Below are 26,312 nucleotides of genomic sequence, written 5' to 3'. Positions count from 1 at the left end.
GGAATTCAGCCGCCGGCGATCACCACGCGGTTCCTTCCCTGCTCCTTCGCCCGGTACAGCGCCTCATCCAGGGATTTCAACAAGGAATCGCGCGTATCGCCGTGCTCCGGAAACGAAGCCACGCCGACGGATACGCTCGTCGCCTCCAAGGGCTTTTCGCGATAGGTAAACGTCAGCTTGCGGATTCCCTCGCAGATCTGCCGGGCGCGCTGGACGGTGGAATCCAAGGTGGCCTGCGGAAGGATGAGTACGAATTCATCGCCGCCGTAGCGGCAGGAGATGTCGCCGGTGCGGATGTTGGCCTGCAGCCATTTCCCCAGCGCGCGGAGCAACGCATCGCCCGCCTCATGCCCACAGCTGTCGTTGACGGCTTTCAGGCGGTCGACGTCGATCATGATCACCCCGAGCGATCTTCCGTGATCGCGGGCGTTGTTCAACTCGAGCTGCAGCGATTCCTCCAGGTAGCGCCGGTTGAACAAGCCGGTTAACTCGTCGCGGATCGATTGCCGCCGCAGAGTCTCCTGAAGGGTCAGGTTGGAGAGGGCCAAGGCGATGTGGTCGGCCGCCATGACGGCCAGTTGCCGCTTCAAATCCGGCAGAGTTTGCCCCCCTTCCTTCCGCTTCCCCCGCAGGTGCAGCACTCCGATCATCTCGCCCTGCGACAGCAGTGGAGCGCACAGATAGACCATATCGTCTTTGGAGGCCTCGGCCACATGGCGGCAGGAGGATTCGGCGGGGATGGCGCTGGCCATGATAAATGCTTGGCCACTTTGGATTCCCTTGCATTCCTCCGGCGCGAAGGAATCCGCCGGTCCGGGATCCGCCCCCCAGCGGACGACGCAATCCAGCATCTTGCGTTCCTTATCAAACCGGTACAGCATCCCCGCGTCCACGGGTATCAAACGGTTCATCTGCTGGGCGATGATCGGATAGGCTTCCTCCGGCGACCGGCAGGCTTCCAGCAGATTTCCCATCTCGCTGAGAACCGAGATCTCCCGGTTCCGTCCTTCCAGCCAATTGACCATAATCGAGAGTTTCTCGTTGGCAATCTGAATGGCCATTTCGAGGTTTTTCCGTTCGGTGATTTCACGTGAAATCCCGAACGTCCCGACGATCCGTCCTTCGGTGTCGCGCATCGGGAATTTGGAGGTGGAGAGCCACGTCTCGCGCCCGTCGGGCCAGGTTTCTTTCTCTTCGATGGCGATCAGCGGTTCGCCGCCGGTGATGATTTGTTCCTCCTCCTGGAAGGCTTGGCGGGCGTGTTCGTCGGTGAAATAATCGAAATCCGTTTTGCCGACGGCCTCCGCCGGGTCCGGGAGGTGGAAATGGGCGGCCATTGAGCGGTTGATGAGCTGGTACCGGTTTTGTGCATCCTTGAAGTAGATGAAATCGGTGGTGCTGTTCATCATGGTGCGGAAGAGGTCCCGCTCCCGGGCCAATTCGGCCTCCGCCCGGCGCCGTTCGGCGATTTCCATTTCCAGGGCTCGATTGGCTTTTTCATACTCTTCATTGGCCTGGAGGACGGAGAGTTCGATCGCCTTTCGCTCGGTGATATCGCGGGAAATCCCAAAGGTCCCTATGATCCTGCCTTCGAGATCCCGCAGGGGGAATTTGGTCGAGGAAACCCAGGTCGCATGGCCGTCGGGCCAAGTTTCCTTCTCTTCCTTCCCGATGTAGGGCTCCTCGCTGGCGACGAGTCTCTGCTCGTCGGTAAACGCCTGGCGGGCGTGCTCGTCGGTGAAATAATCGAAGTCGGTTTTCCCCTCCGCCTCCGCGGGGTCCGGGATTCCGAAGTGGGCGGCGAGCGATCGGTTTATGAGGAGGAAATGACTCCCGCGGTCCTTGAAGTAGATCCGGTCCGTCGTATTGTCCATCATCGCGCGGAAGAGATTCCGCTCGTGGGCCAGCAATTTCTCGACGCGCTTCCGCTCGGCGATTTCCGTTTCCAGGGCGGCGTTGATTCTTTCCAGTTCCACATTGGCTTCGCGGAGCGTCGCCGCCCGGATGCGGGCCTCTTCGCCCAATTTATAATCGGTGATATCCCGCGATATGCCGAAGACCCCGATGGTATTCCCGTGCCGGTCGCGGAAGGGAAGTTTCGACGATGAGACCCAGGTCACCCGGCCGTCCGGCCAGGTTTCTTTCTCTTCAATTCCGATCAGCGGGTCCGCGGTGGCGATGATTTTCTGTTCGTCATCGTACGCCTGCCGGGCGTGCTCGTCCGTGAAAAAATCGAAATCCGTTTTGCCGACGGCGCCTGCGGGCTCCGCCAGACCGAATTTTTCCGCCTGCGCCTTGTTGATCAGCAAGAACCGGCTTTTGCGGTCCTTAAAATAGATACGATCGGGTGTATTGTCCATCATGGTCCGAAACAAGTTCCGTTCGCGGGCCAGCGCCGAATCCGCGCGCGCCCGCTCGGCCATTTCCTTTTGCAGCGCGCGGTTGGCATTTTCCAATTCCTCGTTGGCGCGAAGCAGCGAAAGCTGGTAACTCTTCCGCTCGGTAATGTCGCGCGAGGTCCCGAAGATTCCTACGATCCGGCCGTCGCGGTCCCGGAATGGCAATTTCGAAGAAGAGACCCAGGTCTCGCGGCCGTCCGGCCAGGTTTCCTTTTCCTCGAATCCGATCAGCGACTCACCCGTCGCGATAATCCGTTGTTCGTCGTCAAAGGCCTGGCGGGCGTGTTCCTCGGAGAAGAAGTCGAAATCCGTTTTGCCGACGGCCTGTTCGGGACGGGATAAATTAAAAAAAGAGGCGGTCGAACGGTTAATGTACAGGAAACGGCTTTGCCGGTCCTTAAAATAAATCCGGTCGGTCGTATGGTCCATCAAGGTCCGGAACAGGTCGCTTTCCTGCAGCGGCGGGGTAGGGGTTTGCGGGGAGGCGGGAGGCGCTGCCTGGGTGCGGGGGGTTTTTTTCCGCGGCGGTCGGGAGGACGCCTTCTTGCCGGGGGCGGGCCGCTTTCCACGGCGGGATTTTTCGGAAGGCGCGGACCGCTTCGTCATTGCCACCCTATTCTCCGCGAGGAAAGCGCGCGGCAATCGGCCCTACGCACCCCTCCGACCCGCATTCGGCCACGGGCAAGGCCACCCTTCGGGCTGTTCACTTCCCCAAATGCATCGGCATGATGACGTGGGTGAAATCTTCGCGTCCTACCGGCCGGATAACTCCCGGGCTGGCCGGTCCGGTCGTCTCCAAAGAGACGTTGGGCGTGTTAATCACCGTCAGCACGTCGACCAGATACTTGACGTTGAAGGCGATTTCAATCGGCGCTCCGTCCACGGTGGCGTCGATCACGGTCTCCCCCGCGCCGGTCTCGGCCGCGGTCGCGTTCACTTGGAGTTTTCCCGGCTCGGAGCCTGTTCCGGACGTGACGGTCAGCCGCGCCGAATGGGAGGCCTGGCGGGCGAAGATATCGGCCGCCTTGCAGGCTTTAAGAAATTGGGCCGTGGACAGCACGGTATGGGTGTTATAGGAGCGCGGGATGATCGGCTGAAAATCCGGAAAGGTACCGTCGATGAGCGACGAGGACAATTCCGCCTCCTTCAGACGGAAGACCGCCTGCCCCCGGCCGGAAGGCAGAACCATCCAAACCGTCTCATCCTGGTCACCGACCAGGCGCGCCAATTCGCTGAGCGCCCGGGCCGGTATGATCACGCTCACGGTGTCCCGGACCGCCGCGGACAGCTTGGCTTCACGCATCGACAGGCGGAAGCCGTCGGCCGCCGCCATGGTCAGCCGATCGCCCTCCAGGCGCACAAGCACGCCGGTCAGCACCGGCCGGGTGTCGTCGGTGGCGGCCGCGATCGTCGTCTGCGTGATCATCTCGCGCAGATCGGCCACATTAAGCGCGATTCCATCGCCGAGGTTCGCCCCCGGCAACAGCGGAAATTCCTGCGCATCCACTCCTTTAATGTCGCTGGTAAACGCTTCACAGTGCAGATTCAGCGATTGACGCCGGGTATCCAGCGCCATTCGGATCTTTTCGTTGGGCAGGGTATTGACAAAATCGGTGATCGTCCGGGCCGGAACGGTGATCGCCCCCTCTTCCTCCACTTTCGCGCCGATCCAGCAGGTGATTCCGATCTCCAGGTTGGTGGCCGCCAGCTTTAACCGGCCGTCTTCGGTCGCCAAAAGCACGTTTCCCAGGACGGGCAGAACGTTCCGCGGCGATACGGCTCGGGTGACGATTCCCAGCCCCTTGGAGAGGTTCTCCTGCAAGCATGTCAGCTTCATGAACGTTTTCTCCTCAATCTGGAATTGCCATCCAATGCCGATGGATCCCTTGGCAGATACTGAGTATACAACGACTCGTAAAAATGCGGGGCTTCAGAGGTCCGGTATTCGAAAGCATGACGGCGGCCTTATTCAGAATTCCGGTCGCGTCCGTTGCCGTTCGGCTGCGCCAGGAAGGCGACGGCCGTCGTTCCATCCATAAAAATGTCGATTTTTCGGCCGCCGAACTCCCCGGGGATATTCACCAATTTTACGCATTCCCTCGGCCCGGGAAAGCCGGGCAGAAGGTCCTCCAACCAATTCTTGGCCCGCTGGAGCCACTCCCGGCGGAATAGATCGCCGGGCTGATCCGGGTACAAAGCCACCGGATATATCCGCGCCTCCATCAAGTCTTGGAAAAAATGCGTCCCATAGGAGGGTTCGGGAACGGCGCCCTGCTGTTCCACCGCCAGCTCCACCAGCACCCTAGTGTTGAAGATGTCCGCGTAGGTGACCGGCACCCCAAGCAGCGGATCGACCGACCCCCATCGACCCGGCCCGACGAGGATAAAACACTGGTTTTCCAACACCTTATTCAATCGGCCGATCGTCCCAGCCACCGCTTTCCGTTCTCCGGGATCCTTCAGGCCGGCATAGGCGTCGGGATCGACGTAGCAAATATATTGCACGTGTTGAACGGAGCCCTGAGGAACCACCCGGGTTCCGACGAAAAATTTGTCCTCCGGATCTACCCCCTTCGGGATTCTGCAAGCCATTTCGTCGCGCACCCCGGATTGCATCCGGCATTGCAGCAAGTGAAAAGTCAGCCGGGTTTCCTGCGAATCCGACTCCGGGGTCAGAGCGAACTCGACATCGACCGGACCGTCGTACTGTCGCGCCAGCGAATCCAGTACACCCTTGATCAGAGCGACAAAGTCGGTTTTCTGCAGGAAATTATCAAATGTCAGGACCATCCTCTCCGCGGAAAAGTCCGGCCCGTCGGCGACGATGGGGATCAGCGCGTTATCCCGATCCATTGCCGCCACCAGCGGCAATCCCGGAAAATCAGCCTCCAGCAGTTTTGATACGGGCAGAGAAACCATTTTCTGTGACCGCAGATCGATCACATCGGCCGCTTTTTGGGAATAGCGCCGGATCTCTGCCGGTGTGGTTTCCGGGCGCAGGGCCGGGTGACTCAGGGTGACCAGACGCGGGTAGTCCTCCGCCACACGGGTCACGGCGCGCGTCCCCAGTCCGAGAACGATCCGGCAAAAACCTTCTTCGCGCCGCAGCCGCGGATTCCAAACGATCGGGCTGTGGGAAAACGCGACCCCGGCCGCCATCGGGAAGAAAAACCTCTGATACACACGCCCTTGCACCTCCTGAATCAGCACCGGCATGCGTTCATCGCATTCCAGCAAGTCCATCCGGCGCCGGTAGGCCAGCGCATCGGGATTGTAGACGCTCGCATATACGCGGCGGATTGCCGCGGCGAGCGAATCGAGGTTTTCCTCTTCCGCACCTTGATTGGGGCAGAAAACGGAAACGTATTTCCCGGCAAAGGTGCTGCCGATACCATCCTCCAGCAGGCTTGACGAGCGTACGATCAAAGGAACGCGGCCGACCTCGCGTAGCACCTTCCGCAGGCGCTCAAGGATCCCTTCCGGAAATGTGGCTTTTTGGAAATCCTCCTGAAGGCGCGGGTACTCGGCGCGGATCTGTTCCAGCGGTTTGAGTTTTTGGTTGAGGGATCCCAGCCGGTTGAGATCGAGGAAGTCGAAAAACGCGTCCGCCCCGAGGAAAAAAGATTTCGGGATGGCGATCCGGGAAGCCAGGTCGGGGGCCGTAGCCCGGAGAATCCGCCACGCCAGAAGCAATCCCCCGGCCTTGCCTCCGATTTTTCCCGATCCAATCCTTCGGGATTGGATGAATCGAAAATCCTCCGCCGTAAACCAGTTTTTCGCGATGCGGAGAAAACTCGCCTGATCGTTGACGAGGGTTTTGAGCAAAACCCCCGTCATTTCTTCAAGCTGGGGACGGATCGGCTCCCGTTGTCCGTCGGGCAGCCGTTCATACCGCTCCAATTGGTCGATTAACAATTCGGTCGGCGCCAACTCAGGATTGAAATATCGGATATGGCTTTCCGGATGCCGAAAATTCCGTTCCGCCAGGACTTTTTCTATCAGGCCTTCGAACAGCGTGAGGGGCAGATTATGCGCAAAGTAAAAATCCGTCAGATGGTCGCGCACCTGCTGCAGGCGCTGCTCCCACAGGCTGCCGTTTTCTTCCGTGATCGGATTGACCATTCCTTCGCGCTTCTGGGAAAGCACCGCCCGCTCACGGACTTCCCGCTCCAGCCTTTCCCGGGAGAGGATGCCGCGTCGATAGAGCTCCTCTCGCATGCATCGGCGGATCTGCCTCGCCAAGATGGGATATTGGGAGATTTGCAGGTGTATGGACAGGATTTTCGGTACATCCAGCGGATGTTCCGGCATTGATGATAAAATCCCCTCTGCTGAGATAGGATATTCTCAATCTTTCTTCGCAAAAGAGGGGGCGGGCGAAAACCCTAATAAATTATATGCTTTTCCACCAGCCGCTTCTATGTCTGGGAGATTAATTTGAGTTGAAATCGCAAGGTACCGGCGGCATCTTGTATGGTTTGCCGGCTTTCACCACGTCGCGTTTGAGAGGAAATCGGAAGGCTCCATCACGGTATGGCTTCTTGGTTGAAACGCCCGTTCGCTTTTTCGGCCCTTTGCCGGGTGTTGGATTTGGTTTCAGAAAAAAACCGCCTCCAAAACAGGTCCGTTTCCCAGGCAATCCTGAGTTGCGCTATGCCCATCCGCGCAAGCGCACCGCTTCTGCCACCCGGCTGACCGCTACAATGTAGGCCCCCATCCGGTTGTTGATCTTATACTGGCGGGCCGTTTCGTAGACGGTATGGAAGGCGTCGGTCATTTTCTTGTCCAACCGCCGCTGAACTCGGTCCTCATCCCAATAATAATCGTATGCGTTTTGGACCATTTCAAAATAAGAAACGGTGACGCCGCCCGCATTGCAGAGGAAATCGGGGATGATGTAACAGCCGTTCTTGTGCAGGATGGCGTCGGCTTCGGGAGTGGTCGGCCCGTTGGCCAGTTCGGCGATGATCTTCGCCCTGATCCGCGGGGCGTTTTCCGCGGTGATCTCGCCGTCCAAGGCGGCCGGAGTCAGGACGGCAACCTCCAACTCGAGGATCTGCTTGTTGTTCACCGGCTGGGCGCCCGGAAATCCGACGACCGAACCGGTTTTCTTCTTATGCTCCCACACGGCGCCATAATCCAGTCCGTCGGGATTGTAGATGCCGCCCTTGGAATCACTGACCGCGACGGTCTTCATCCCGAGTATCTCGGCGCCAAGCTTGTGGGCATTGGCGCCGGCGTTGCCGTAGCCCTGAATCGCCTGGGTGGCGCCCTTAAGGTTCACTCCCAGCACGTTCTGCAACTCGCGCAGGCAATAGACTCCGCCGCGCGCGGTGGCGTCGCCGCGCCCCTTCGACCCGCCGATGGCGACCGGCTTGCCGGTGATCACGCCGAATTCGTTGTATCCGCGCATCGCCGAGTATTCGTCCGCCATCCAGGCCATGATCTGCGGGGTGGTGTACACATCGGGCGCCGGGACGTCCTTTTCCAGGCCGAGAATCCGGGCCACCTGGCGGATGTACGCCCGACTCAATCGCTCCAGCTCGCCGGGCGACATGTCCTTCGGATTGCAGATGATTCCGCCATTGGCCCCGCCGAGAGGGATGTCCATCACGGCGGTCTTCCAGGTCATCCAAGCCGCGAGGGCACGGACGGTATCCGCCGTCTCGCCGATGTGGTAGCGGATGCCGCCCTTCGTCGGTCCGCGGGCGTCGTTGTATTGGATGCGGAATCCGTGAAAAATCTTCGTCGCGCCGTCGTCCATCCTCACCGGCAGAGTCACGTGCAATTCGCGGGCGGGCCAGCGCAATACTTCGTGGATGGCCGGATCCAGTTTCATAATGGCGGCGGCGTCGTCGAGTTGGCGCTGGGCGACCTCGAAGGGATTCGGCCTGACGGATTTGATCTCGGTCATGGGTCGTACTCCTTTCCGGACGGCGCCGTCGTTTCCGGATTGTCGGGCGCCCGGCCGGCACGCACTCCGCTCCTGTCCGCGTCCGCCGCCGACAGGCCCCGGCCAAATACTGCCGATTCACCTTCCTGGGTATCCAGCGGCGGACGCGCGCTTGTCTGGTTCCTGAAAAAAGCCGGTTGAAGCCCGGACAATTCCTAAAGTGACGGTTCCGCCCGAAGCAGCTTTACCAACCCCTTGTTTGAAAAAAGGAAAACTCCGGATCCCAATTCCGGAGACGAGTCCGGTCGCCTGGCGGTTCAAAATTTCAGGAACTCCCGCGCGGCAGCAATAAACCCGCCGGATGGTACCATAAGCGCGCCACTGCCCAGAAGCGCCGGTCAGGAATACAGGTCCAATTCCGGCAGATCGGGCAACGGGTACTCGTACAGCCATTCCTTGAAGAAATCGCTCAAATCCCGGTGGCTGATCTCCTCGGCCAGATCGATGAATTCCTCCGTGGTCGCGTTCCCGTGACGGAAACTCCGGAAATACGTCTGTAGAATCCGAAAGAACGCCTCGTCCCCCACGTTCAGACGAAGGGCGTGCAGCGTAAGCGCTCCGCGGTAATACACCTCCGGATCAAACAGATGATCCGGCCCCGGATCTCCGAGCAGGTTAACTTCCCTCTCGGGCAGATTGGCAAGGAATCGGTAGCGCCTCGAGAGATCCTCCTTCAGCGCGGAAGCACCTCCTTCCCGCTCCCACCATAATCCTTCCGCGTAGGAAGCGAATCCTTCGTTCAACCAAATGTCCTTCCAGGAAGCCAGACTCACGCTGTCGCCGAACCATTGATGCGAAGTTTCATGAACCACGACGATGCCGTACGCGAAGGTGTACCCCATCACAATCAGCGTTTGATTTTCGAGGGCGAACGGAAGGTCGATCGGATGCAGGACGATTCCGCAGGTGGCGAACGGATAGGGTCCGAAAATCTCGCTGAAGAAATCCATCGCCTCCGGCAAGGCGTCCACTCCGGGATCCATCTCGTCGCGGATGCCGGCATGCACGAAATTCCGGAACGGCCGTCCGTTCCGGGAAGTCCCTTCCAGAAGGTCGAAGTCTCCGACGGCGATCGTGGCGAGATACGTCGCCATGGGATCTTCCATCTTCCACACGAATGTCCGGGTGCGGTCGCCGTTTTGGCCGCTTTCCTGTAATACTCCGTTGGCCGCCGCGACATACGGTTCGGGAACGGTGATGCGGAAGGTGAATGCGGCCTTATCGGCCGGGTGGTTGTTGGAGGGAAACCATGTTTCGGCGCCGGTAGGCTCGCCCGCGACGATAACCCCGCCCGGATAGAAATTCCAGCCTTCCAGGAATTCGATGCCGCCGTATTCCTTGCCTCCGCCCGGCCGGCCGCGGTAGGCGATCTCGACCGTGAACTCTGAATTCGCCGGGATCATCCGGGCCGGCGTGAGCACCAGTTCGTCTTCCGCCTGGGAAAAAACCCCCTCCTCGCCGTTCACCCGGAGGGAAAGGATGTCGAATTGCTTAAAATCCAGATTGAACCGTCCAAGCGCCTGCAACGCGCGGGCGGAGATCGTCGCCACAGCGCTGATTTCCTCCACCTCCATATCAACTCGGATGTCCAGTTCGTAACTTGCAACATCGTACCCGCCGTTGCCCATGTTCGGAAAGTACGGATCCCCGATGCCCTCGGAGCCCACGAACGCGGGATCCACGGAAGGCGTGGCGGTGGGGGTTGCCATGGATTGGGGCGGATCGGCTGGAAGTTGGGTGGATACGGCCTTGTTGGCACCGGTGGAGGATGGAAGTCCGGCGGATGTTGGGATTGTCCCCGAAACGGGAGAGTCCGTATTTCTTCCAAGAATCAAACCGGCCGCCAGAAGCATTCCGGACCCGCAGAGGCATCCCGCGGCGATCATTACGCCCAGGGCGCCGATCAGGAATTTTTTTTCGGGGTTCATTTCGTTCTTTCCACGGACTCTATTTCCCGGAATCCTTCGATTCCGTCAATTCCTTCTCCAGCAGTCCGCGGACGGTTTTCGGATTCGCCCGGCCTCCGGTAGCCTTCATTACCTGTCCGAGCAGCCACTGGATCACGGTGCTCTTTCCTTTTCGATAGGATTCCACCTGCCCGGGATTTTCCGCCAGCACCTTGCGCACCTCCTCGCGCAGGGTGTCCTCGTCCCCGATTTGCCGCAACCCGCGCTGATCCACTAATTCCTCGGCGGATTTGCCGCTTGCGACCATCTCCGCCAGCAGTTTCTTTCCCGTCGGGCCGTTGATGGTTCCGCCAGTCACCATGCGGATCAGTTTGCCAAAGGCCTCAGCCGAGACGGTGGGCGCGCCGTCCTCCCCGACCAGCGGAAGGTTCCTGGCGTTGAGCAACCCGAACAGATCGCCGCTTAGCCAGGCGGCGACGTGCTTCGCCGGCGCGCCGGATTCGGATACCGCCTTTTCATAGAAATCCGCAGCCGCCTTATCCTCAACAATCACTTCCGCGTCACGGCGCTTCAAACCGTATTGCGCCATCAGGCGCTCGCAGCGCGCATCCGGCAATTCCGGCAGGGAATCCGCGATTTCGCTCCGCCATGCCTCGGAAACCTCGAGCGGCGGCAAATCCGGTTCGGGGAAGTACCGGTAATCGTGGGCTTCCTCTTTGGAACGCTGGCTGTACGTCCGCCCCGTCGTTTCGTTCCAGCCGAGAGTTTCCTGCTCCACCTGCCCTCCCTTGTTGCGCAAGGCGGATTGGCGCCCGATTTCATACTCCATGGCGCGGATCATCGCCCGGAAGGAGTTTAGGTTCTTCACCTCCACCCGCGTTCCGAGCTCCTCCGAGCCGGCCGGGCGCAGGGAGATGTTCGCCTCGAAGCGGATCACGCCTTTCTCCATGTCGCCGTTGTTAACTTCCAGATAGCGAAGCAAACGCCGCAGGGCGGTCGCGTAGGCCTTGACTTCTTCGATCGAATGCAAATCCGGTTCCGATACGATTTCCAAAAGCGGGACTCCGGCCCGGTTGAGGTCGACCAGCGAGCGCGCGGGTTTTTCCTCGTGGATCAGCTTGCCGGTGTCCTCTTCCAAGTGGACCCTTCGGATCCGGACCGTGCGGCGCCGCTCGCCCGCCCAGATCCGCAATTTTCCGCCGACCGCCAGCGGCATTTCGTATTGGGAGATTTGGTACCCTTTGGGGAGATCCGGATAGAAATAATTCTTGCGCGCGAACACGCTAACCGGCTCAATCCGGCACTCCAGCGCGGCGGCCACCCGCATCCCCATGTCCACCGCGCGGCGGTTGATCACCGGCAAGCTGCCCGGCATCCCCAGGCAAACCGGACAGATGACGGTGTTGGGTTCAGCCGTGGTGGAATCCACGACCGCGCATCCGCAAAACATCTTGGACCGGGTGCGCAGTTCCGCGTGGACTTCCAAGCCGACCACCGGTTCCCACTCCATAAAACCACCTCTCCCGTTCCGCCCCGCCCGCGGATCAACCGTGCCGGCGCATGAACCGCGCCATGTGTTCCAGGGCTTGCTCGATCTTCTCGTATGCGGTGGCGTAGCAGATGCGGACAAATCCCTTCCCGCTCGGGCCGAACGCCGAACCGGGGACCACCGCCACCTGCTCCTCGCGCAGCAGGGCCTCGGAAAACTGTTCGTCGTCCATTCCGGTTTTAGCCACCGAAGGAAAAGCGTAAAATGCGCCCTGCGGCTCGAAGCAATCCAGCCCCAGGCTGTTCAAACCCCGGATCAGCAGTTCCCTCCTCCGGTTGTATTCCGCCACCATTTCCTTGACATAGTAATCGCCGCGCCGGATCGCCTCCAACCCGGCCGCCTGCGACATGGTCGGGGCCGACATTATCGTGTATTGGTGGATCTTGCGCATCGCCGCCATCAGACCCTTCGGAGCGGCGACGTATCCCAGCCGCCACCCGGTCATCGCATACCCCTTCGAAAACCCGTTCACCAGCACGGTTCGCTCGCGCAGACCCGGAAGCGACGGAACGCAGACATGCTCCTGGTGATACACCAGCCGGCTGTACAATTCGTCCGAAATAATCAGCAGGTCGTGTCGGCGGGCAACTTCGCCCACATCCAAAAGCTTCTCCCGCGACATAACCGCACCGGTTGGGTTGTTGGGGTATCCGATGAGGATCGCCTTGGTTTTCGGAGTAACCGCCCGTTCGATCTCCTCCCCCGTCACTTGGAATTGGTTTTTCACGAACGTCGGCACGGTCACCGGAGAGCCGTCCGCGAATACCACCTCCGGCGTGTAGGCGACAAAACAGGGTTCCGGAACAATGACCTCGTCCCCCGGATCCAGGATCGCCGACAGCGCCAGATGGAGCGCCTCCGAGGCGCCGACCGTGATCAGGATTTCTTCCTCGGGATCGTAGGCCACTCCGTAGAGGTTCTGCAACTGTACGGCCACCGCGTCGCGCAGCTCGCGGGTTCCCGAATTGGAGGTGTAGTGGGTGTCGCCCAGCCGCAGGGAATGGATTCCCGCCCGAAGGATGGGGGTGGGCGTGATGAAATCCGGCTCTCCGATCCCAAGCGAGATGACGTCCTTCATTGTTGCGGCAATGTCGAAGAAGCGCCGTATTCCGGACGGGGGGACCGCTTGGATTCTCTTGGCAACGAAATTCCGCATACGAAAGTCCCTCGGTTTGGCAAAGAATTCCGGCCCCTCCCCCGCGCCAAACGGCGGCCGCCGGCGGATTCGCCGGTCAGGGCGCGGGAAGGATCGTCCAGGAGTCGTTTTCGGTATCGTACGTCAGGATGAACTTATCCCGCTCCTCATCCAGCACTTCAAATTGTTTCCCGTTCGGCGTCCGGCGCTCTGCATAAACCCGATCCACATCTCGCCACGCCCCCTGCCACAGGAACCTCCGCGGGCTTTCCGCATACTCCGCGCCCGAATGGCACTCCACCGCGCCGGACACCGGTTTTCCTCGGGTCATCCCAAGCACATTTCGGAGGAATCTCCGACCAGAAACGAGTCGAATCTTCCCAGCAATTTGGCCTGGGCTCCGATCAGGGATCCCGCAACCACCATCCGCGCGATTTCCGCCTTTTCGTCGACGATCGAATCCCGGATGACCGAGTGTTCGATCCGACATCCGGCGGCGAGCGACACGTACGGCCCGATGACCGATTGTTGCACCGCTGCGGCGGGATCGATGTACACCGGCGGAACGATCACTACGTCACCTCGGACCGTCGGTTCCGCATTCCCTCCGTCGCGCTCCAGGAGATATCGGTTTGCATGCAACAGGGTTTCCGGCTTGCCGCAATCCTCCCAATGACCCACCTGTTCCACCTCCATCTTCAGCCCGTCAGCCAGCATCAGGTTGAGAGCATCCGCCAGATAGAACTCCTCGGCGAGCTTCGTCCCCTTCTCCATCTGCCGTTCGATGGCGCGTATCAGCTCGGCCCCGGAGGGCAGGTAATAGGTGCCCACGACAGCGAGTTTGTTCTCCGTCCCGGAAGGCTTCTCCACCAAACGCTCCACCCGGCCGTCCTTGCCGAGCGTCGCCACACCGAAGCGGCGCGGGTCCTCGACCTGTTTCACCCAGGCCGCGGCGTGTTTCCGGTTTTTTACCGCCCGGGTGAAATCCGTATCCATCAGAGTGTCGACGAAGGAGATCAGAACCGGCCCTTCCAGATGTGCCCGGGCCAGCCACAGAGCTTGCGATTGGCCGAGCATGTCTTTTTGCTCGACGTAGTGGGCCTTGAGGTCCGGATAGGTCCGATGAACGTATTCCTGGACCTGGTCGCCCAGGAAGCCGACGATGAAAACCGCTTCCTCCAGGTCCGGAAGGCGGCAGAACATGTCCAGCACGTGCCCCAGGATCGCCTTTCCCGCAACTTGAACCAGGGGTTTGGGCTTGCTCCACGTAAGCGGCCTCAGGCGAGTCCCGAAGCCGGCCATCGGCAGGATGACTTTCATAGGCTGGGTGCCTCCATGTGCCAACGGGTTGCCTGCTGGAACGCCCATCCGACCCGCACAAGGGTCTCTTCACCCAAAAACGGCCCGCTGAGCTGCAAGCCGATGGGGAGTCCTGTGGAATCCCGACCGCATGGGATCGACATCCCCGGAATACCCGCCAAGCTGGCCGGCAGGGTGAGTAGATCCTCCATGTACATGGAAAGCGGGTCATCCACTTTCTCTCCAATACGGAAGGCGGTTGTTGGCGTAACGGGCGAGGCGATGATGTCGACCGATCGGAAGGCGTTGTCGAAATCAGCCTTGATCAACGTCCGGACTTTCTGCGCCTGTCCGTAGTAGGCGTCGTAGTATCCGGCCGAGAGGGCGTAGGTCCCCAGCATAATCCGCCGCTTCACCTCAGGCCCGAATCCCGCACCGCGCGTGCGCTCGTACAGATCGCGCAATCCTTGGGCTTCCTTCCGCAGTCCGAAACGCACGCCGTCGTAGCGGGCCAAATTTGCGGAAGCCTCCGCCGGCGCCACGATGTAGTACACCGGAAGCGCGAACTCCGTGTTGGGCAGCGACACCTCCCGGATGTCCGCTCCCAGGGATTGCAGAACGGCGATCGCCTCGCGGACAGACCGATCGACATCGGGTTGGATGCCGGGGGGGAAATATTCTTTCGGCACCCCGACCCGCAAGCCGTGCAAATCCGGTTCTCCACTCATCGATCCGCAGTATCCTGGAACCGGATCCGGAAGAGCGGTGGAATCCAACGGGTCGTAACCGGCCATGACCTCCAACAGGAAAGCCGCGTCTTCGACCGTCTGCGAAAGGACGCCGACGCAATCCAAAGACGAACCAAAGGCGATTAATCCGTATCGGGATACCCGTCCGTAAGAAGGTTTTAATCCGACCACGCCGCAATAGGCAGCGGGCTGCCGGACGCTCCCGCCGGTATCGGTGCCAAGGGCGGCGGGCGCCATCCGGGCCGCTACGGCCGCGGCGCTTCCGCCGCTGGACCCGCCGGGAACCCGGTCTGGATCCCATGGATTGCGGGTGTATCCATAGGCGGAATTCTCTGTGGAGGATCCCATGGCAAATTCGTCTGTGTTGGTCTTCCCCAAGGGGATCGCTCCCGCAGCCACCAGCCGGTGAACGGCCGTGGCCGTGTACGGCGGGACGAAATTTTCGAGAATCTTCGAGCCGCACGTGCATCGGTATCCCTTAATGCAGAGGACGTCCTTCACCGCGAGAGGAATTCCGCACAGCAGGCCCGGAGCCTCGCCTCCCTTTCGGAACGCAGCCCACTTTGCATCCGCTTCTCGGGCCGCTTCCTCCGCTTCTCCATCCGCTGTTTGCAGATAGGCATGAATTTTCGGATTCGCCTGTTCCGCCCGCTTGCGGACGCAATCCAAGAGTTCCGCACTGCTCAACGTTCCGTTGCGGAGGGAAGCCGCCGCCTGCCGTAGTGTGAGGTCAAGGGGATTCATTGACGGCCGCCGGATCAGTCGAATACGGGTGGAATCCGGAACATGTGCCGTTCTTGTTCCGGCGCATTGGCCAACCCGTCGTCCCGGTCGAGGGATTCTCCCACCGAATCGTCCCGGAGAACCGAACGCAGGGGAAGCACCGTCGTCGTGGGAGAGATGGATGCCGTTTCCACCTGCCGCAGTCGATCCGCATATTCCAGAATACTGGTCAATTGCTGGCAGAATTTCTCCACTTCTTCCGTGGACAATTGGAGGTGGGCCAACGCGGCAATGTGTTCCACTTCTTTGCGTGTCAGCGGCATGGCGGGATTATACCGCACCAGTTTGTTTTCCCCATTTTCCACGATCCGCCTGTGGAGAACGCGGGATAAATCCGGTTTTTTCCCTGGAAAACGAGATTCTGCGCAAAAAAAAATTTAATGTCTCGTGCGGCGATTGTCTCCGTCTTTGGTCGGAATAAAAAGCATCGAAAAAACCGCGCCATTTCGGCCTTGCTACGGCTCCGGGAATTCTCTTGGGTTCGCTCTCCGCGGATTCGTCCCTCCTTCGGTTTAAGAAAACTGAACCTTAAAGGTTTGTGGAAACCGGCTTATGCACCGAATGGGTTGTTGTCAGACCCATGCAAGTCTGCTAGAATGCGCATCAGTTGTATCTCCCAAACAGCGCAACACCGCAATCCGAAATCCATCCGCAGTAAACACCACGACGGAGCCCGAAGATATGAATCCGGAACAAGCGTGGCAGGCGGCACTCGGTCAATTCCAGCTGGAAATGAACAAGGCGACGTATGATACGTGGGTGCGCGACGCCCGGTTCCTCTGCTATGAAAACGGCGTTTTCACCATCGGCGTCTCCAACGGATACGCGCGGGATTGGCTGGAAGACCGCTTGACGGGACTGGCCAGAAAAATCCTCACCGGGATTTGGGGCCAACCCGTTGAAGTGAAATTCGAAGTTGGAAAACCCGAAAGCACGGAAGAGGCGGAATCCGTGGAGGAGGGAACGGCGGCTCCGGCGTCGGACGAAGGAGTGCCGATCACCATCCCCATCCGCCCAACCGGCAACAACCTCAACCCCCGGTATACTTTTTCCTCCTTCGTGGTCGGGAACAGCAACCGCTTGGCGCATGCCGCCAGCCTGGCTGTCGCCGATAATCCGGCCCAAGCCTATAACCCGCTTTTTCTTTACGGCGGGGTGGGGCTGGGGAAGACCCATCTGCTGCACGCGATCGGAAATTCTTGCATCGAACACGGACTCATGGTGCTGTACGTCACTTCCGAAGATTTCACCAACGACCTGATCAACTCGATCCGTTCCCATACCACCGACGCCTTCCGGGAAAAATACCGCCGCATCGACGTCCTGCTCATCGACGACGTGCAGTTCATCGCCGGGAAAGAATCAACCCAGGAGGAGTTTTTCCACACGTTCAATGCATTGCACGGCCAGAACCGCCAGCTTGTGCTTTCTTCGGACCGCCCGCCTAAGGCGATGGTAACTCTGGAGGAGCGCCTTCGGTCGCGGTTTGAATGGGGTCTGACGGCCGACATCCAGCCGCCCGATATCGAGACCCGGATGGCCATCCTGCGATCGAAAGCGGAACGAGCCGGCAGGACAATGCCTCCGGAGATCCTCGAGCTGATCGCCCGCAGAGTCCAAAGCAACATCCGTGAGTTGGAAGGGGCACTGATCCGCGTTTTGGCGCTTTCCGATTTGGGCGGCATTCCCGTAGGGCCGGAACTTGTCGAATCGGCCTTATCGGATATGCTCCCGAAAAACAGGCGCATCGCACCGACCGCTATCATCGACGCGGTTGCGGGGCAATTCGGCATCGAAAGGGATAAACTCCTTGGCCGGGAACGCTCAAAAGACGTGGTGCTTCCCCGGCAGGTCGCTATGTACCTGATCCGCGAGGAGACCAACGCCTCCCTGCCGGAAATCGGAAACGCCATGGGCGGACGCGATCACACTACCGTGATGTACGGCTGCGATAAGATCAACGACCTGATGGAACAAGACGACAAACTCCGCCGGCAAATTATGTCCATCCGCCAGCAACTGTACCAACCCACAATCACTGCCTGATTTTTTCCGCGTTTATTTTTTTTGGACCCCGGGACAGTCCCCGGGGTCTTTTGCCTTCCGGTTGTTGGGGCGATCCAATGCCCGCCGGTATGCCCCCGGAAACTCAATCGATTCATTTGCCCGCCACGCCCGCGGACCTGTCTCAGGCGATTCCCCTCTTCCAGATAATCGCTATCCGCCGGCACCCGACTTCCATTTTGCTCGGGGGTTCAAACACGCCTCCTATTTACTTCGCGACCGTGGGGCTGTGGACGATAAGTGGAAAACCAAGGAAAAGTCCGATTTTCTTCATAATTATGAGCCTTTCTCAAATTCCGCATCCACAAGGCCTGTGAGTTGTTGCGCAAAGCCCCGCCTGTGGATAAACGGCCTTAATCTGTGGATAAACAGATGTTTTTGGGGAGAGGACTGGGAGGTTTGGGCTATTCTCACAAAAAACGGGTCATTTTAAGACACGAAAAGAACGCGCGTTCTGACCCTTTAATCAGAAAGTTACTTTTGCCGATCCACACGGTTTCCAGCGGACTTCTTTACATCAAGCCGCATTTTTCTGCTTTTTTGTAAATACCCACAGATTCACAGCCCCTACTATCACTACTAATTCCATCCCAACTCTAAGGTATTGCAGATAGATTAAAGAAGGCGGCCGCAGCGGTGGTCACGAAGGGAAGATATAACTGTGGGAAAAGCCCAAACAGAAGCATTATAAAGAGCGCGGCCAGAAAAAAGCTGCGACGCAGCCTGCTTTTTTCTTCCGTGAGTTGCGTGGCGGCAGCAAAATCCAGCATTGGACGGGCAAACCGATAGAGAGAAAACAACCCGGAGGCGATTGAAAAAAAGATCGAAAGCGAAAGAAGTCCGCCGAGGGAAGAAAGCCCATAATGAGACTGGTTGGAAAGCAACAGAGCCATCAGCGGCGGAAAAGAAAGAAGCCCGGGGGCGCCGACCAACGAAAGGGCCGAAATTAATACGGCGGAGAAAGCAAACGGCCTAACGGCGGCGACCCCCAACAAATCCTGTATCCGATCCCCGGCCTGCTTGGGACGGAGGGCGTTGAACGAGATTCCCCAAACCAGAAGGGAAAAGCCGCGTGAGGCCAGAAGGACAACCGCAACCTGAGCCCCAAGCGAATCGGAGAAGGACAGGGCCAACAGGATCGCCCCGAGGTTGCACAACGAGAGGTACCCGACGCAACGGCCAAGCCGCTCCTGAATTAAAGAGAACAGGGCGCCCGTAAAGCACATCCCGGAACCCCCGACCACGAGGATGAGGCTGGTTCCCGGAGATTGGCGCAGCCAGGAAAAACCATCCAAAAAACGGAGCAGAAAGAAAACCGCCGCCCCGATGTACAAAGAGAGAATGGCCGAAACGCTGTAGGGGGGCGAATCGTCGACCACCTCCGGAAGCCAGAAATGGAACGGGGGAAACGATAGGATCAACCCGAAACCAAGCCCAAGAAGGAAAAGAAGCGGCGGGAACTCACCCGCCCCCGCGGGGAGTTTTTCCAAACTCGACAACTCCGAACCCGCCAGGAGGAGGATGATGGTGCCGAGCGCCGAGTAGCAGATCCAGCGAACGGCGCCGCGCGGGGCGGGGTAGGCGGGATCCGACAAAAGCAGGGATAGAAAAAGAACAGAAAGGAAAAGAAAGAAGGCGGCGAAGAGAAAGGGTCGGACGAACAAGGAGGCGGAAAACAAGCCGAGAACGACCAATCCGACCGGCACAATGCCGCGGCTGGGTGGAAGGGCCAGGCTGCCCAAAAACAGAGCCGCACCGCCGGCGAAAAGAAAGACGACGGCCGACTTCAGGCTGGGATCGAAAATGAAAGGCCGGCCCAGGAACAAGAAGGATCCGTCGACAGGAACGGCAAAACCCAGGAGGGACCACGGCGAATCGAGCGGCACCGTGGACGCCAACCAAGCCAATCCGGCGGCAAACAAGGAGGAACAGAGCGAAACCGATCTCGGTCGAAGCGGAAAAAGGAAATATGACGGAACGGCGGCGGCCAAGGGGGCGGCCATAAAAACCAGCGGCGCGTTCACGGCGCGACCTCTTCGGAGGAAGGGGAAAGGGCGTGCGTATATAGGAAGATCAGAGTCATGACTATCGCCAAATCCGTAACGGCCAGAAGGGCAAGCACCAACAAGGATTGCTCAATCCAAAGGTATCCCAATTCAAATCCTTGCAGGAGAGCGAGCAGGCTGACGCCAGAACGGAGCGGGTGCTCCGAAAGCCCGAGGTTCAACAACCCAATCCCGATAAGAAAACAGGAAACGAACAGCAATCCGGCCGGAGGGTTGCGGAAAAGGCCTGCGAATTGGGGAAGCAACGCAAGGACGGACGAAAACAAGAATAACAGGAGGGAGAAACGAAAAAAAAGGTCTATCGGCGCCGTTTTCTCATCAAGGGGAGAGCGAGGTTCGCGGGCAAGGGTTACGGCCAGCAAGGAAACGGCAATCCACCCGACAACGACTTTAACGATTGCCACAGGCGGATCCACAATCGGAAGGACCGACAGGCCAACCCCCAGGGATTGCAGAGCGAAAGCCGGAAGCACATGCTTCCAAGACCGGAAAAGGGTCAGCGCGCAAGCGCCGCCGAAGAGCAGAAGGCCGCCGAGGATAGAGACAAAGCCCTGCACCCTAGCCTCCCCGAAGCACCAGATAAAACAGCAAAGCGAGTCCGAGCGACCACAGCATGGCGCCTTCGCCGCTCAGAAAGCCCTCGACTCCGGAGAAAAATCCGGCGACGCCCCGGAACAATTGGGATACGCCGCGCTGCAAGCCTTCCAGGCGCAACGTCTGTACCAGAAACCGGAACAGGGATGTTTCCGTCCGTTGAAAGCGACGGACCAACGCCATCCAGGATCCGCCGCCGAGCAGCAGGAGTACCGGAGCGGCGAACGCAGGAAGGGACGACGGACCGGGCCATCCGGGATAGCAGAGGAGAAAGAATGCGGCCGCCATCCCCATCGAAAACACGGTCAGGAACAGCGGCTCGTTCGGCGGGAACGTCTCAACGGATTCGAAAGCCGAGCGGAAGAGGGCGCCCAGGATGAAGATCTGGCTTACCGCCAAGGCCAGAAGAACGGGAAACCCGGAAAAGGAAAACAACCCGGGATACACGGACGAACTCCAAGCCGAAAGCGGAGTGAAAGGTGCGCCGGAGAAAAACAAGCCAAGCAGGACAAGAAACGCCGCCGTCCACCGCCGGTGGGGAAGAAACCCAAGGTACAGCAGGAGGATCCCGCCGCCCAGGATCAACAATCCGCCCCCGGCGAGGAATAGCCCTTCCGTGCGGGGGGCAATGACGGCAGAAAGCAGGATGAACAAGGGCAGCAGGTAAAGGAAATCCCCCCTACGTCCGTACGCCGAAACGGAAGCGCTCCATTGCCAGCCGCCGACGAGCAGGAGAACCAAAAGCGGAATGACCGCCCAAAAAAAAACGGGTACACCCCTGGTGGAAAAGTCCGCCGCTGGCCAAATTCCCGCCAAAAGGCAAAGCCCCGCCGCCGGCGATACGACCCGCAAAAAGACATCCGTTCCCGTGGACGGGGTTTGGATGTGGGACACGGAAAATTGAAGCGGGGAGACCGCCACGCGGAGGAGGATGCCGCAGAAAAAAAGGACCGAGGATATGCTTGGAGTAGACGCGATTTCCGCCAGACTCCAACCGGCAAGCGAACCCGACCCCGCCAATTGCGAGAAGAACACGAATACGGAACCGAGCATGTTGGCGGAAAAAATGCCCATAGCATGAGACACCGAAGGCGCGATTCCGGACATCCCGATAACCACGGGGCTTTTCATAAAAAACACGGCAAGAAAAGAGGATATGTCGATCAACGCCCAGGCCAGGATCACCGCCAGAGGATTGGCGGCAAAGCAGGCCAGGATTCCGCAGACGGCCAACCAATAGATAACCGCACGCGCCGTCCGGCCGGGGCTTTGCCGCATCGGGCGAGTCCACTCGATCAGGAGCAACAAACCGCAAAAAAACACGGCGAAGACCACGGCGGAAGGGCCGGCGGTAAAGAGGAGGGGATCGGGGAACAGCGATGGCGGAGACCAGGCGATCGAAAGGGAAGCGGGAAGCCGGATCGGAAGCAGCAGCATTCCCATAGCCGCCAAGGGGATCAGGGAGACAGCGATATGCGCGCTCCGCTTTTCGGGCGGCACAAAAAACGTCGCCAAGGCACCGAGAGACAGCAGGAGCAAAACGATCAGCAGAATCATGGGTCAAATCCGGAAAGAAATTCTAGCATACAACCGGGCGGCCGCTGGGGGTTGGGGCAGAGGGCGGCGATCGTGGCCGAGAAGAAGGCGGAACGACGCTAGGCTGCGGGCAGGGAGAACGGCTCTCTCGAAGAGGGGTGGACGAAAGGAAAGCCGCGCGGACTTGGAATCACGCGCGGTGGGGAAAACGGGCTAGGCTTCCGAGGATACCGGAAGCATTTTTTCCAGGAGGCGCTCCAGGGCCATGGTGTGACTGCAGACTCCGCGGAGGTGGAAGAACTCGCAATCACATGTCCAGCGGCCGTCCTCGAAAAGGACTCGATGGTTGTTGTTGTCCCCGCGGAAAGCGATGGAAAAGCGGTCGAAATGGAAACGATCGGGTTCTTCCGCATAACGCTTGGCTTTTTCGATTTTTCCGATCATTCCGTAATCCATGAGCATCTCCTTAAGAAAAAAAAGGCACGCGGGCCGAGGGCCCCGTGCCTTGTGGTTTCACGTGCAATCTCGATACATACCGCTCATGGCGGTATTCCTCCTGAAAGGGAGATGTTTCGAGTATACGCGATAAAGCGCCGACTGTCAATTGCCCGGAGGCGTATGCAATTCCTGGGAGTGGAAGCGGCGCAGGACTTGTCACGCCTGAGTAGAGGAAAACCAAGCGGCCGTTCCGACGGCGTCAAGAATGATTTATACACTCCTGCGCCCTGAGGGGGATGCGCAGGCAGGAGTACGCTTTATGAATATGGAATGAGCAAACTTGCGCGGGTCACCTCAGCGGAACCGCGCGCAAAGCGATCCCGGTGTAGGAGCCTTCCACGCCGCGGATTTCCTCCGGGGTTCCGCAAGCGACGATCGATCCCCCGCGGATCCCGCCCTCGGGCCCCAAATCGATGATCCAATCGGCCGTCTTAATGACATCGAGATTGTGCTCGATGACGATCACCGTATTGCCGGCGTCGGTCAGGTGGTGGAGGACATCCAACAGCTTCTGGATGTCGGCGAAGTGCAGTCCGGTGGTCGGTTCGTCGAGGATGTAGAGAGTCCGCCCGGTGGAAAGCTTGCTGAGTTCCTTGGCCAATTTCACCCGCTGGGCTTCGCCGCCGGAAAGCGTGGTGGCAGACTGGCCAAGTTTGATGTATTCTAAACCGACGTCCTGGAGAGTCCCCAACAAACGGGAGATGGCGGGAAAGGCAGCGAACAACGTCCTCGCCTCGCCGACATCCAACTTCAGCACGTCGGAGACGGACAGCCCCTTGAATTTCACTTGCAGAGTTTCCCGGTTGAACCGGGTCCCTTTGCAGACGTCGCATGGAATCCACACATCGGGGAGAAAATGCATCTCCACCCGTTTCTTGCCGTGACCCTGACACGCTTCGCACCGTCCGCCGCGGACGTTGAACGAAAACCGTCCGGAGGAATACCCCCGGGCTTTGGCCTCCGGGATTTGAGCGAACACGTCTCGGATCTCCGAATAGACGCCGATGTAGGTGGCGGGATTGGAGCGCGGGGTCCGGCCGATCGGATCCTGGGTGATGTCGATCACCTTGTCGAATTGGTCCAAGCCCACGATTTTTCGAAAGGCGCCAGGTTTTTGCAACGCCCCGTGCAGGCGGGCGGCGAGCGCGGGATAGAGCGTCTCCGCGATCAAGGAGGATTTTCCCGATCCGGAGACTCCGGTGACGCAAGTGAAGAGGCCGACCGGAAATTTGACGTCGATTCCCTTTAGGTTGTTGTGCCGCGCGCCGCGGATTGTCAACCAATGTCCGTTGGGGGAGCGGCGGCCGTTGGGGGCGTCCGATTGCCGGGTTCCCGCGGCCACCACCAGCCGCCCGCTGAGGTACTTTCCGGTAAGGGAATCCGGATCTGCGGCCAAATCCTTAGGGGTGCCGGAGGCGACGATCCGGCCGCCCTGGAACCCGGCGCCGGGTCCGAAATCAACGACGTGGTCGGCGGCTTCGATTGTCTCCCGGTCGTGTTCCACCACAATTACCGTGTTTCCCAAATCCCGCAGACGGATGAGCGATTCCAGCAGGCGGCGGTTGTCGCGGGCGTGCAATCCGATCGACGGTTCGTCGAGGATGTACATCACGCCGACCAGGCCGGATCCGATCTGCGAAGCCAGACGGATGCGCTGGCCTTCCCCGCCGGACAGCGTGGGGGCGGAGCGTTCCAGCGTGAGGTAATGCAGTCCGACGTTCATTAAAAACTCCAGCCGGGCGACGATCTCTTTCAGGAGCTCGTCCGCGATCTGCGATTGCTCAGCCGGCAGCTTCAGCGCGGAGAAAAACAACAGCGCTTCCCCGATGGACAGGGCATGGACGTCGACGATGGTTTTCCCGGCGAACCGAACGGCGGTGGCTTCGGGCCGCAGGCGCGATCCGCGGCAAACGGGACAATCCTGGTACGACATGAATTGCGAGTACCATTCACGCATGCCTTCGGAGTGGGTTTGGTGGTAGCGCCGCGCGGTGGCGGGAATGATCCCTTCGTAGGTGGATTCCCAGGAGCCCTGCCCGCCGCGGTCGTTGCCCCATTCCCAGCGCACGCGCACGCGAGGATCACCGAACAAGAGGCCTTTTTTTACCTTCTCCGGAAGGTTTTTCCAGGGGGTATCCAGGGAAAATTTGTAATGCCGGGCGTAGTTGACGGCTATCACCCGCGCCGATTTGGACGTCCGAATCGGGCCCCAGGCGCGGATGGCCCCGTCGGAGATGGATTTCTCCGGAAAGACGAATTTCTCCGGATCAAAACTGAATTTCTGCCCCAAGCCGTTGCATTCCGGGCACATCCCCAAAGGGGAGTTAAAGGAGAACATCGGCGGGGTTAATTCCGGGAAGGAAATTCCGCAATGCGGGCAGGCGTTCTGCTCGCTCATTTCCAATTCGCGCAGCGTCCCGGTAAAGACCAGGACGGTGCCGCCGCCCACGCGCAGGGTGGTCTCCACCGAATCCGCCAGGCGTGAGCGGAAATCCGCGTTGTCTTCAGCGGGAATTACCAGACGGTCGATGACGACCTCGATGTCGTGCTTGCGGGTCTTTGCCAAGCGGATGGTCTGGTCCAATTCGGTGACGACCCCGTTCACCCGCGCCCTCTGGAAGCCGCTGGCCTTGGCCTCCAGGAGGATGTCTTCGTGGGCGCCTTTGCGTTTGCGTACGACCGGAGCGAGCAGCATGATCTTCGTGCCGGGGCGCAGGGCAAGGATTTGGTCGACGATCTGGGTCGAGGTCTGGCGGGTCACCGGCCGGCCGCACTTCGGACAATAGGGCGTACCGGCGCGCGCGAATAGGACGCGCAGATAATCGCTGATCTCCGTCACGGTTCCGACGGTGGACCGCGGGTTTTTTGAAACCGCCTTTTGTTCGATGGCGATCGCCGGACTTAGCCCACCGATATAATCGACGTGCGGCTTTTCCATCTGGCCAAGAAATTGCCGGGCGTAGGCCGAGAGGGATTCCACGTAGCGCCGCTGGCCTTCGGCATACAGCGTATCAAAAGCCAGCGAGGATTTTCCGGATCCGGAGACGCCGGTGAACACGATGAATTTGTCCCGCGGCAGCACGATCTGAATGTTTTTCAGATTGTGTTCCCGGGCGCCCCGGATCGTGATGCAGTTGGATTCATGGACGGGCATGCTCGGTTCCAAGAAGCGCCGGACGACGCCGGCGGCGGGAAAATCGGATGTCTGGACGGAGAACCGCGGCGGGAGAAAAACCGCTGGGGAAATTCCGAAAGCGATTCTACCAGTATGCTTTCCTTCGAGGGAGGGGGATTTCCAAACGCCGGACGGACGGGCGGAGATCAGGGTTGCGGCCCCGGAACGTCCGCCTTTCGCGGGTGGTACATCATCAACCCCGCGATGATGGTCGCGGTTCCGACGACCAACCCGATGCTTTGCAGGGTTCCCAAATGCGGGGATCCCGGCAGCGGATGGCTGCCCAATCCGATCAGGTCCGCGGTGCTCGACACCGCAACCAGAACGTATCCGGTGGCCGACAACCGGGCGCCCACATCTTCGCGGATGGTGAGCGATTGGCCGGCCGGGCGAAGCAATTTCTCGATGGAGAAGGACGCGATCACGACGCATCCCAGCCCGAAGAGAAACACCACCACTTGGAGGTATCCGATAACCGGTGAGCGGTCCAACCCGAAGAGATAGGGCTGCAGGCCGAGCAGGAACAACGCCAACCCGAGAAAGTCCAGAACTACGAACAGCAACATCCAGCGGGGGTGGAGGGAACGGGAATCGGAGGCCATGGG

The 26,312-nt window shown here is 59.6% G+C and carries 19 protein-coding genes; 2 read left to right on the top strand and 17 right to left on the bottom strand.

The features are described 5' to 3' along the window. Window positions 1-5: 5 nt before the first annotated feature. From JW929_02840 to JW929_02830, 3 genes are all read right to left on the bottom strand, one after another. Window positions 6-3,005, bottom strand: coding sequence for a PAS domain-containing protein (locus JW929_02840; GenBank protein ID MBN1438321.1), 3,000 nt, complete (start codon window positions 3,003-3,005; stop codon window positions 6-8). Window positions 3,006-3,102: 97 nt separating this feature from the next. Then, entirely contained in the window at window positions 3,103-4,236 is a 1,134-nt protein-coding gene (dnaN, locus tag JW929_02835; GenBank protein MBN1438320.1) for a DNA polymerase III subunit beta, read from the bottom strand. A 128-nt stretch (window positions 4,237-4,364) separates the two neighbouring features. Next, window positions 4,365-6,617, bottom strand: coding sequence for a hypothetical protein (locus JW929_02830; GenBank protein MBN1438319.1), 2,253 nt, complete (start codon window positions 6,615-6,617; stop codon window positions 4,365-4,367). Between the two features lie 52 nt (window positions 6,618-6,669). On the opposite strand from JW929_02830, the gene JW929_02825 reads away from it, so the two are divergent. After that, window positions 6,670-6,840 carry a hypothetical protein gene (locus JW929_02825; protein MBN1438318.1) on the top strand — a complete coding sequence of 57 codons (171 nt, stop codon included), beginning with the start codon at window positions 6,670-6,672 and terminating at the stop codon, window positions 6,838-6,840. A gap of 210 nt (window positions 6,841-7,050) precedes the next feature. Here JW929_02825 and JW929_02820 read toward each other — a convergent pair whose 3' ends face one another. The 8 genes from JW929_02820 to gatC form a co-directional block, all read right to left on the bottom strand. After that, a complete protein-coding gene (locus JW929_02820) occupies window positions 7,051-8,313 on the bottom strand; it encodes a Glu/Leu/Phe/Val dehydrogenase (GenBank protein MBN1438317.1) in 1,263 nt (420 codons plus the stop codon). 377 nt (window positions 8,314-8,690) lie between these two features. Then, window positions 8,691-10,280, bottom strand: a complete 1,590-nt coding sequence (locus JW929_02815) for a M1 family metallopeptidase (GenBank protein MBN1438316.1) — start codon at window positions 10,278-10,280, stop codon at window positions 8,691-8,693. A gap of 19 nt (window positions 10,281-10,299) precedes the next feature. Then, window positions 10,300-11,769 carry an Asp-tRNA(Asn)/Glu-tRNA(Gln) amidotransferase subunit GatB gene (gene gatB / locus JW929_02810; protein ID MBN1438315.1) on the bottom strand — a complete coding sequence of 490 codons (1,470 nt, stop codon included), beginning with the start codon at window positions 11,767-11,769 and terminating at the stop codon, window positions 10,300-10,302. 34 nt (window positions 11,770-11,803) lie between these two features. Beyond that, entirely contained in the window at window positions 11,804-12,964 is a 1,161-nt protein-coding gene (locus JW929_02805) for an aminotransferase class I/II-fold pyridoxal phosphate-dependent enzyme (GenBank protein ID MBN1438314.1), read from the bottom strand. A gap of 76 nt (window positions 12,965-13,040) precedes the next feature. Further along, the gene (locus JW929_02800; GenBank protein MBN1438313.1) at window positions 13,041-13,274 is read right to left on the bottom strand and encodes a hypothetical protein; all 234 of its coding nucleotides are present in this window, start codon (window positions 13,272-13,274) and stop codon (window positions 13,041-13,043) included. Further along, on the bottom strand, window positions 13,271-14,263 hold the full coding sequence (locus tag JW929_02795; protein ID MBN1438312.1) for an NTP transferase domain-containing protein: 993 nt from the start codon (window positions 14,261-14,263) through the stop codon (window positions 13,271-13,273). The genes JW929_02800 and JW929_02795 overlap by 4 nt, the downstream gene beginning before the upstream one ends. Beyond that, the gene (gene gatA, locus JW929_02790; protein ID MBN1438311.1) at window positions 14,260-15,735 is read right to left on the bottom strand and encodes an Asp-tRNA(Asn)/Glu-tRNA(Gln) amidotransferase subunit GatA; all 1,476 of its coding nucleotides are present in this window, start codon (window positions 15,733-15,735) and stop codon (window positions 14,260-14,262) included. Before gatA ends, JW929_02795 begins: the two co-directional genes overlap by 4 nt. Window positions 15,736-15,749: 14 nt before the next feature. Beyond that, the gene (gene gatC / locus JW929_02785) at window positions 15,750-16,055 is read right to left on the bottom strand and encodes an Asp-tRNA(Asn)/Glu-tRNA(Gln) amidotransferase subunit GatC (GenBank protein MBN1438310.1); all 306 of its coding nucleotides are present in this window, start codon (window positions 16,053-16,055) and stop codon (window positions 15,750-15,752) included. 400 nt (window positions 16,056-16,455) lie between these two features. Between gatC and dnaA the strand changes: the two genes are divergently transcribed. Next, complete coding sequence (gene dnaA, locus JW929_02780; GenBank protein MBN1438309.1) at window positions 16,456-17,820, top strand: chromosomal replication initiator protein DnaA; 1,365 nt, start codon at window positions 16,456-16,458, stop codon at window positions 17,818-17,820. Between the two features lie 614 nt (window positions 17,821-18,434). On the opposite strand, the gene JW929_02775 is transcribed toward dnaA, so the two are convergent. The 6 genes from JW929_02775 to JW929_02750 all read right to left on the bottom strand — a co-directional run bounded on the left by JW929_02775 (window position 18,435) and on the right by JW929_02750 (window position 26,309). Next, window positions 18,435-19,862 (bottom strand): hypothetical protein, encoded by a 1,428-nt coding sequence (locus JW929_02775; GenBank protein ID MBN1438308.1) that lies wholly within the window; start codon window positions 19,860-19,862, stop codon window positions 18,435-18,437. Next, window positions 19,859-20,461 carry a hypothetical protein gene (locus JW929_02770; protein ID MBN1438307.1) on the bottom strand — a complete coding sequence of 201 codons (603 nt, stop codon included), beginning with the start codon at window positions 20,459-20,461 and terminating at the stop codon, window positions 19,859-19,861. Before JW929_02770 ends, JW929_02775 begins: the two co-directional genes overlap by 4 nt. A 1-nt stretch (window position 20,462) precedes the next feature. Then, window positions 20,463-22,055 carry a hypothetical protein gene (locus JW929_02765; GenBank protein MBN1438306.1) on the bottom strand — a complete coding sequence of 531 codons (1,593 nt, stop codon included), beginning with the start codon at window positions 22,053-22,055 and terminating at the stop codon, window positions 20,463-20,465. A 192-nt stretch (window positions 22,056-22,247) separates the two neighbouring features. After that, window positions 22,248-22,490 (bottom strand): hypothetical protein, encoded by a 243-nt coding sequence (locus tag JW929_02760; protein ID MBN1438305.1) that lies wholly within the window; start codon window positions 22,488-22,490, stop codon window positions 22,248-22,250. A gap of 331 nt (window positions 22,491-22,821) precedes the next feature. After that, on the bottom strand, window positions 22,822-25,686 hold the full coding sequence (gene uvrA, locus JW929_02755; GenBank protein ID MBN1438304.1) for an excinuclease ABC subunit UvrA: 2,865 nt from the start codon (window positions 25,684-25,686) through the stop codon (window positions 22,822-22,824). 167 nt (window positions 25,687-25,853) lie between these two features. Beyond that, window positions 25,854-26,309, bottom strand: a complete 456-nt coding sequence (locus JW929_02750) for a hypothetical protein (protein ID MBN1438303.1) — start codon at window positions 26,307-26,309, stop codon at window positions 25,854-25,856. Between the last annotated feature and the right edge of the window lie 3 nt (window positions 26,310-26,312).

It is taken from the genome of Anaerolineales bacterium (assembly GCA_016928575.1).
Lineage (GTDB): Bacteria > Chloroflexota > Anaerolineae > Anaerolineales > RBG-16-64-43 > JAFGKK01.
This window is presented reverse-complemented; position numbering and strand designations above follow the sequence as displayed.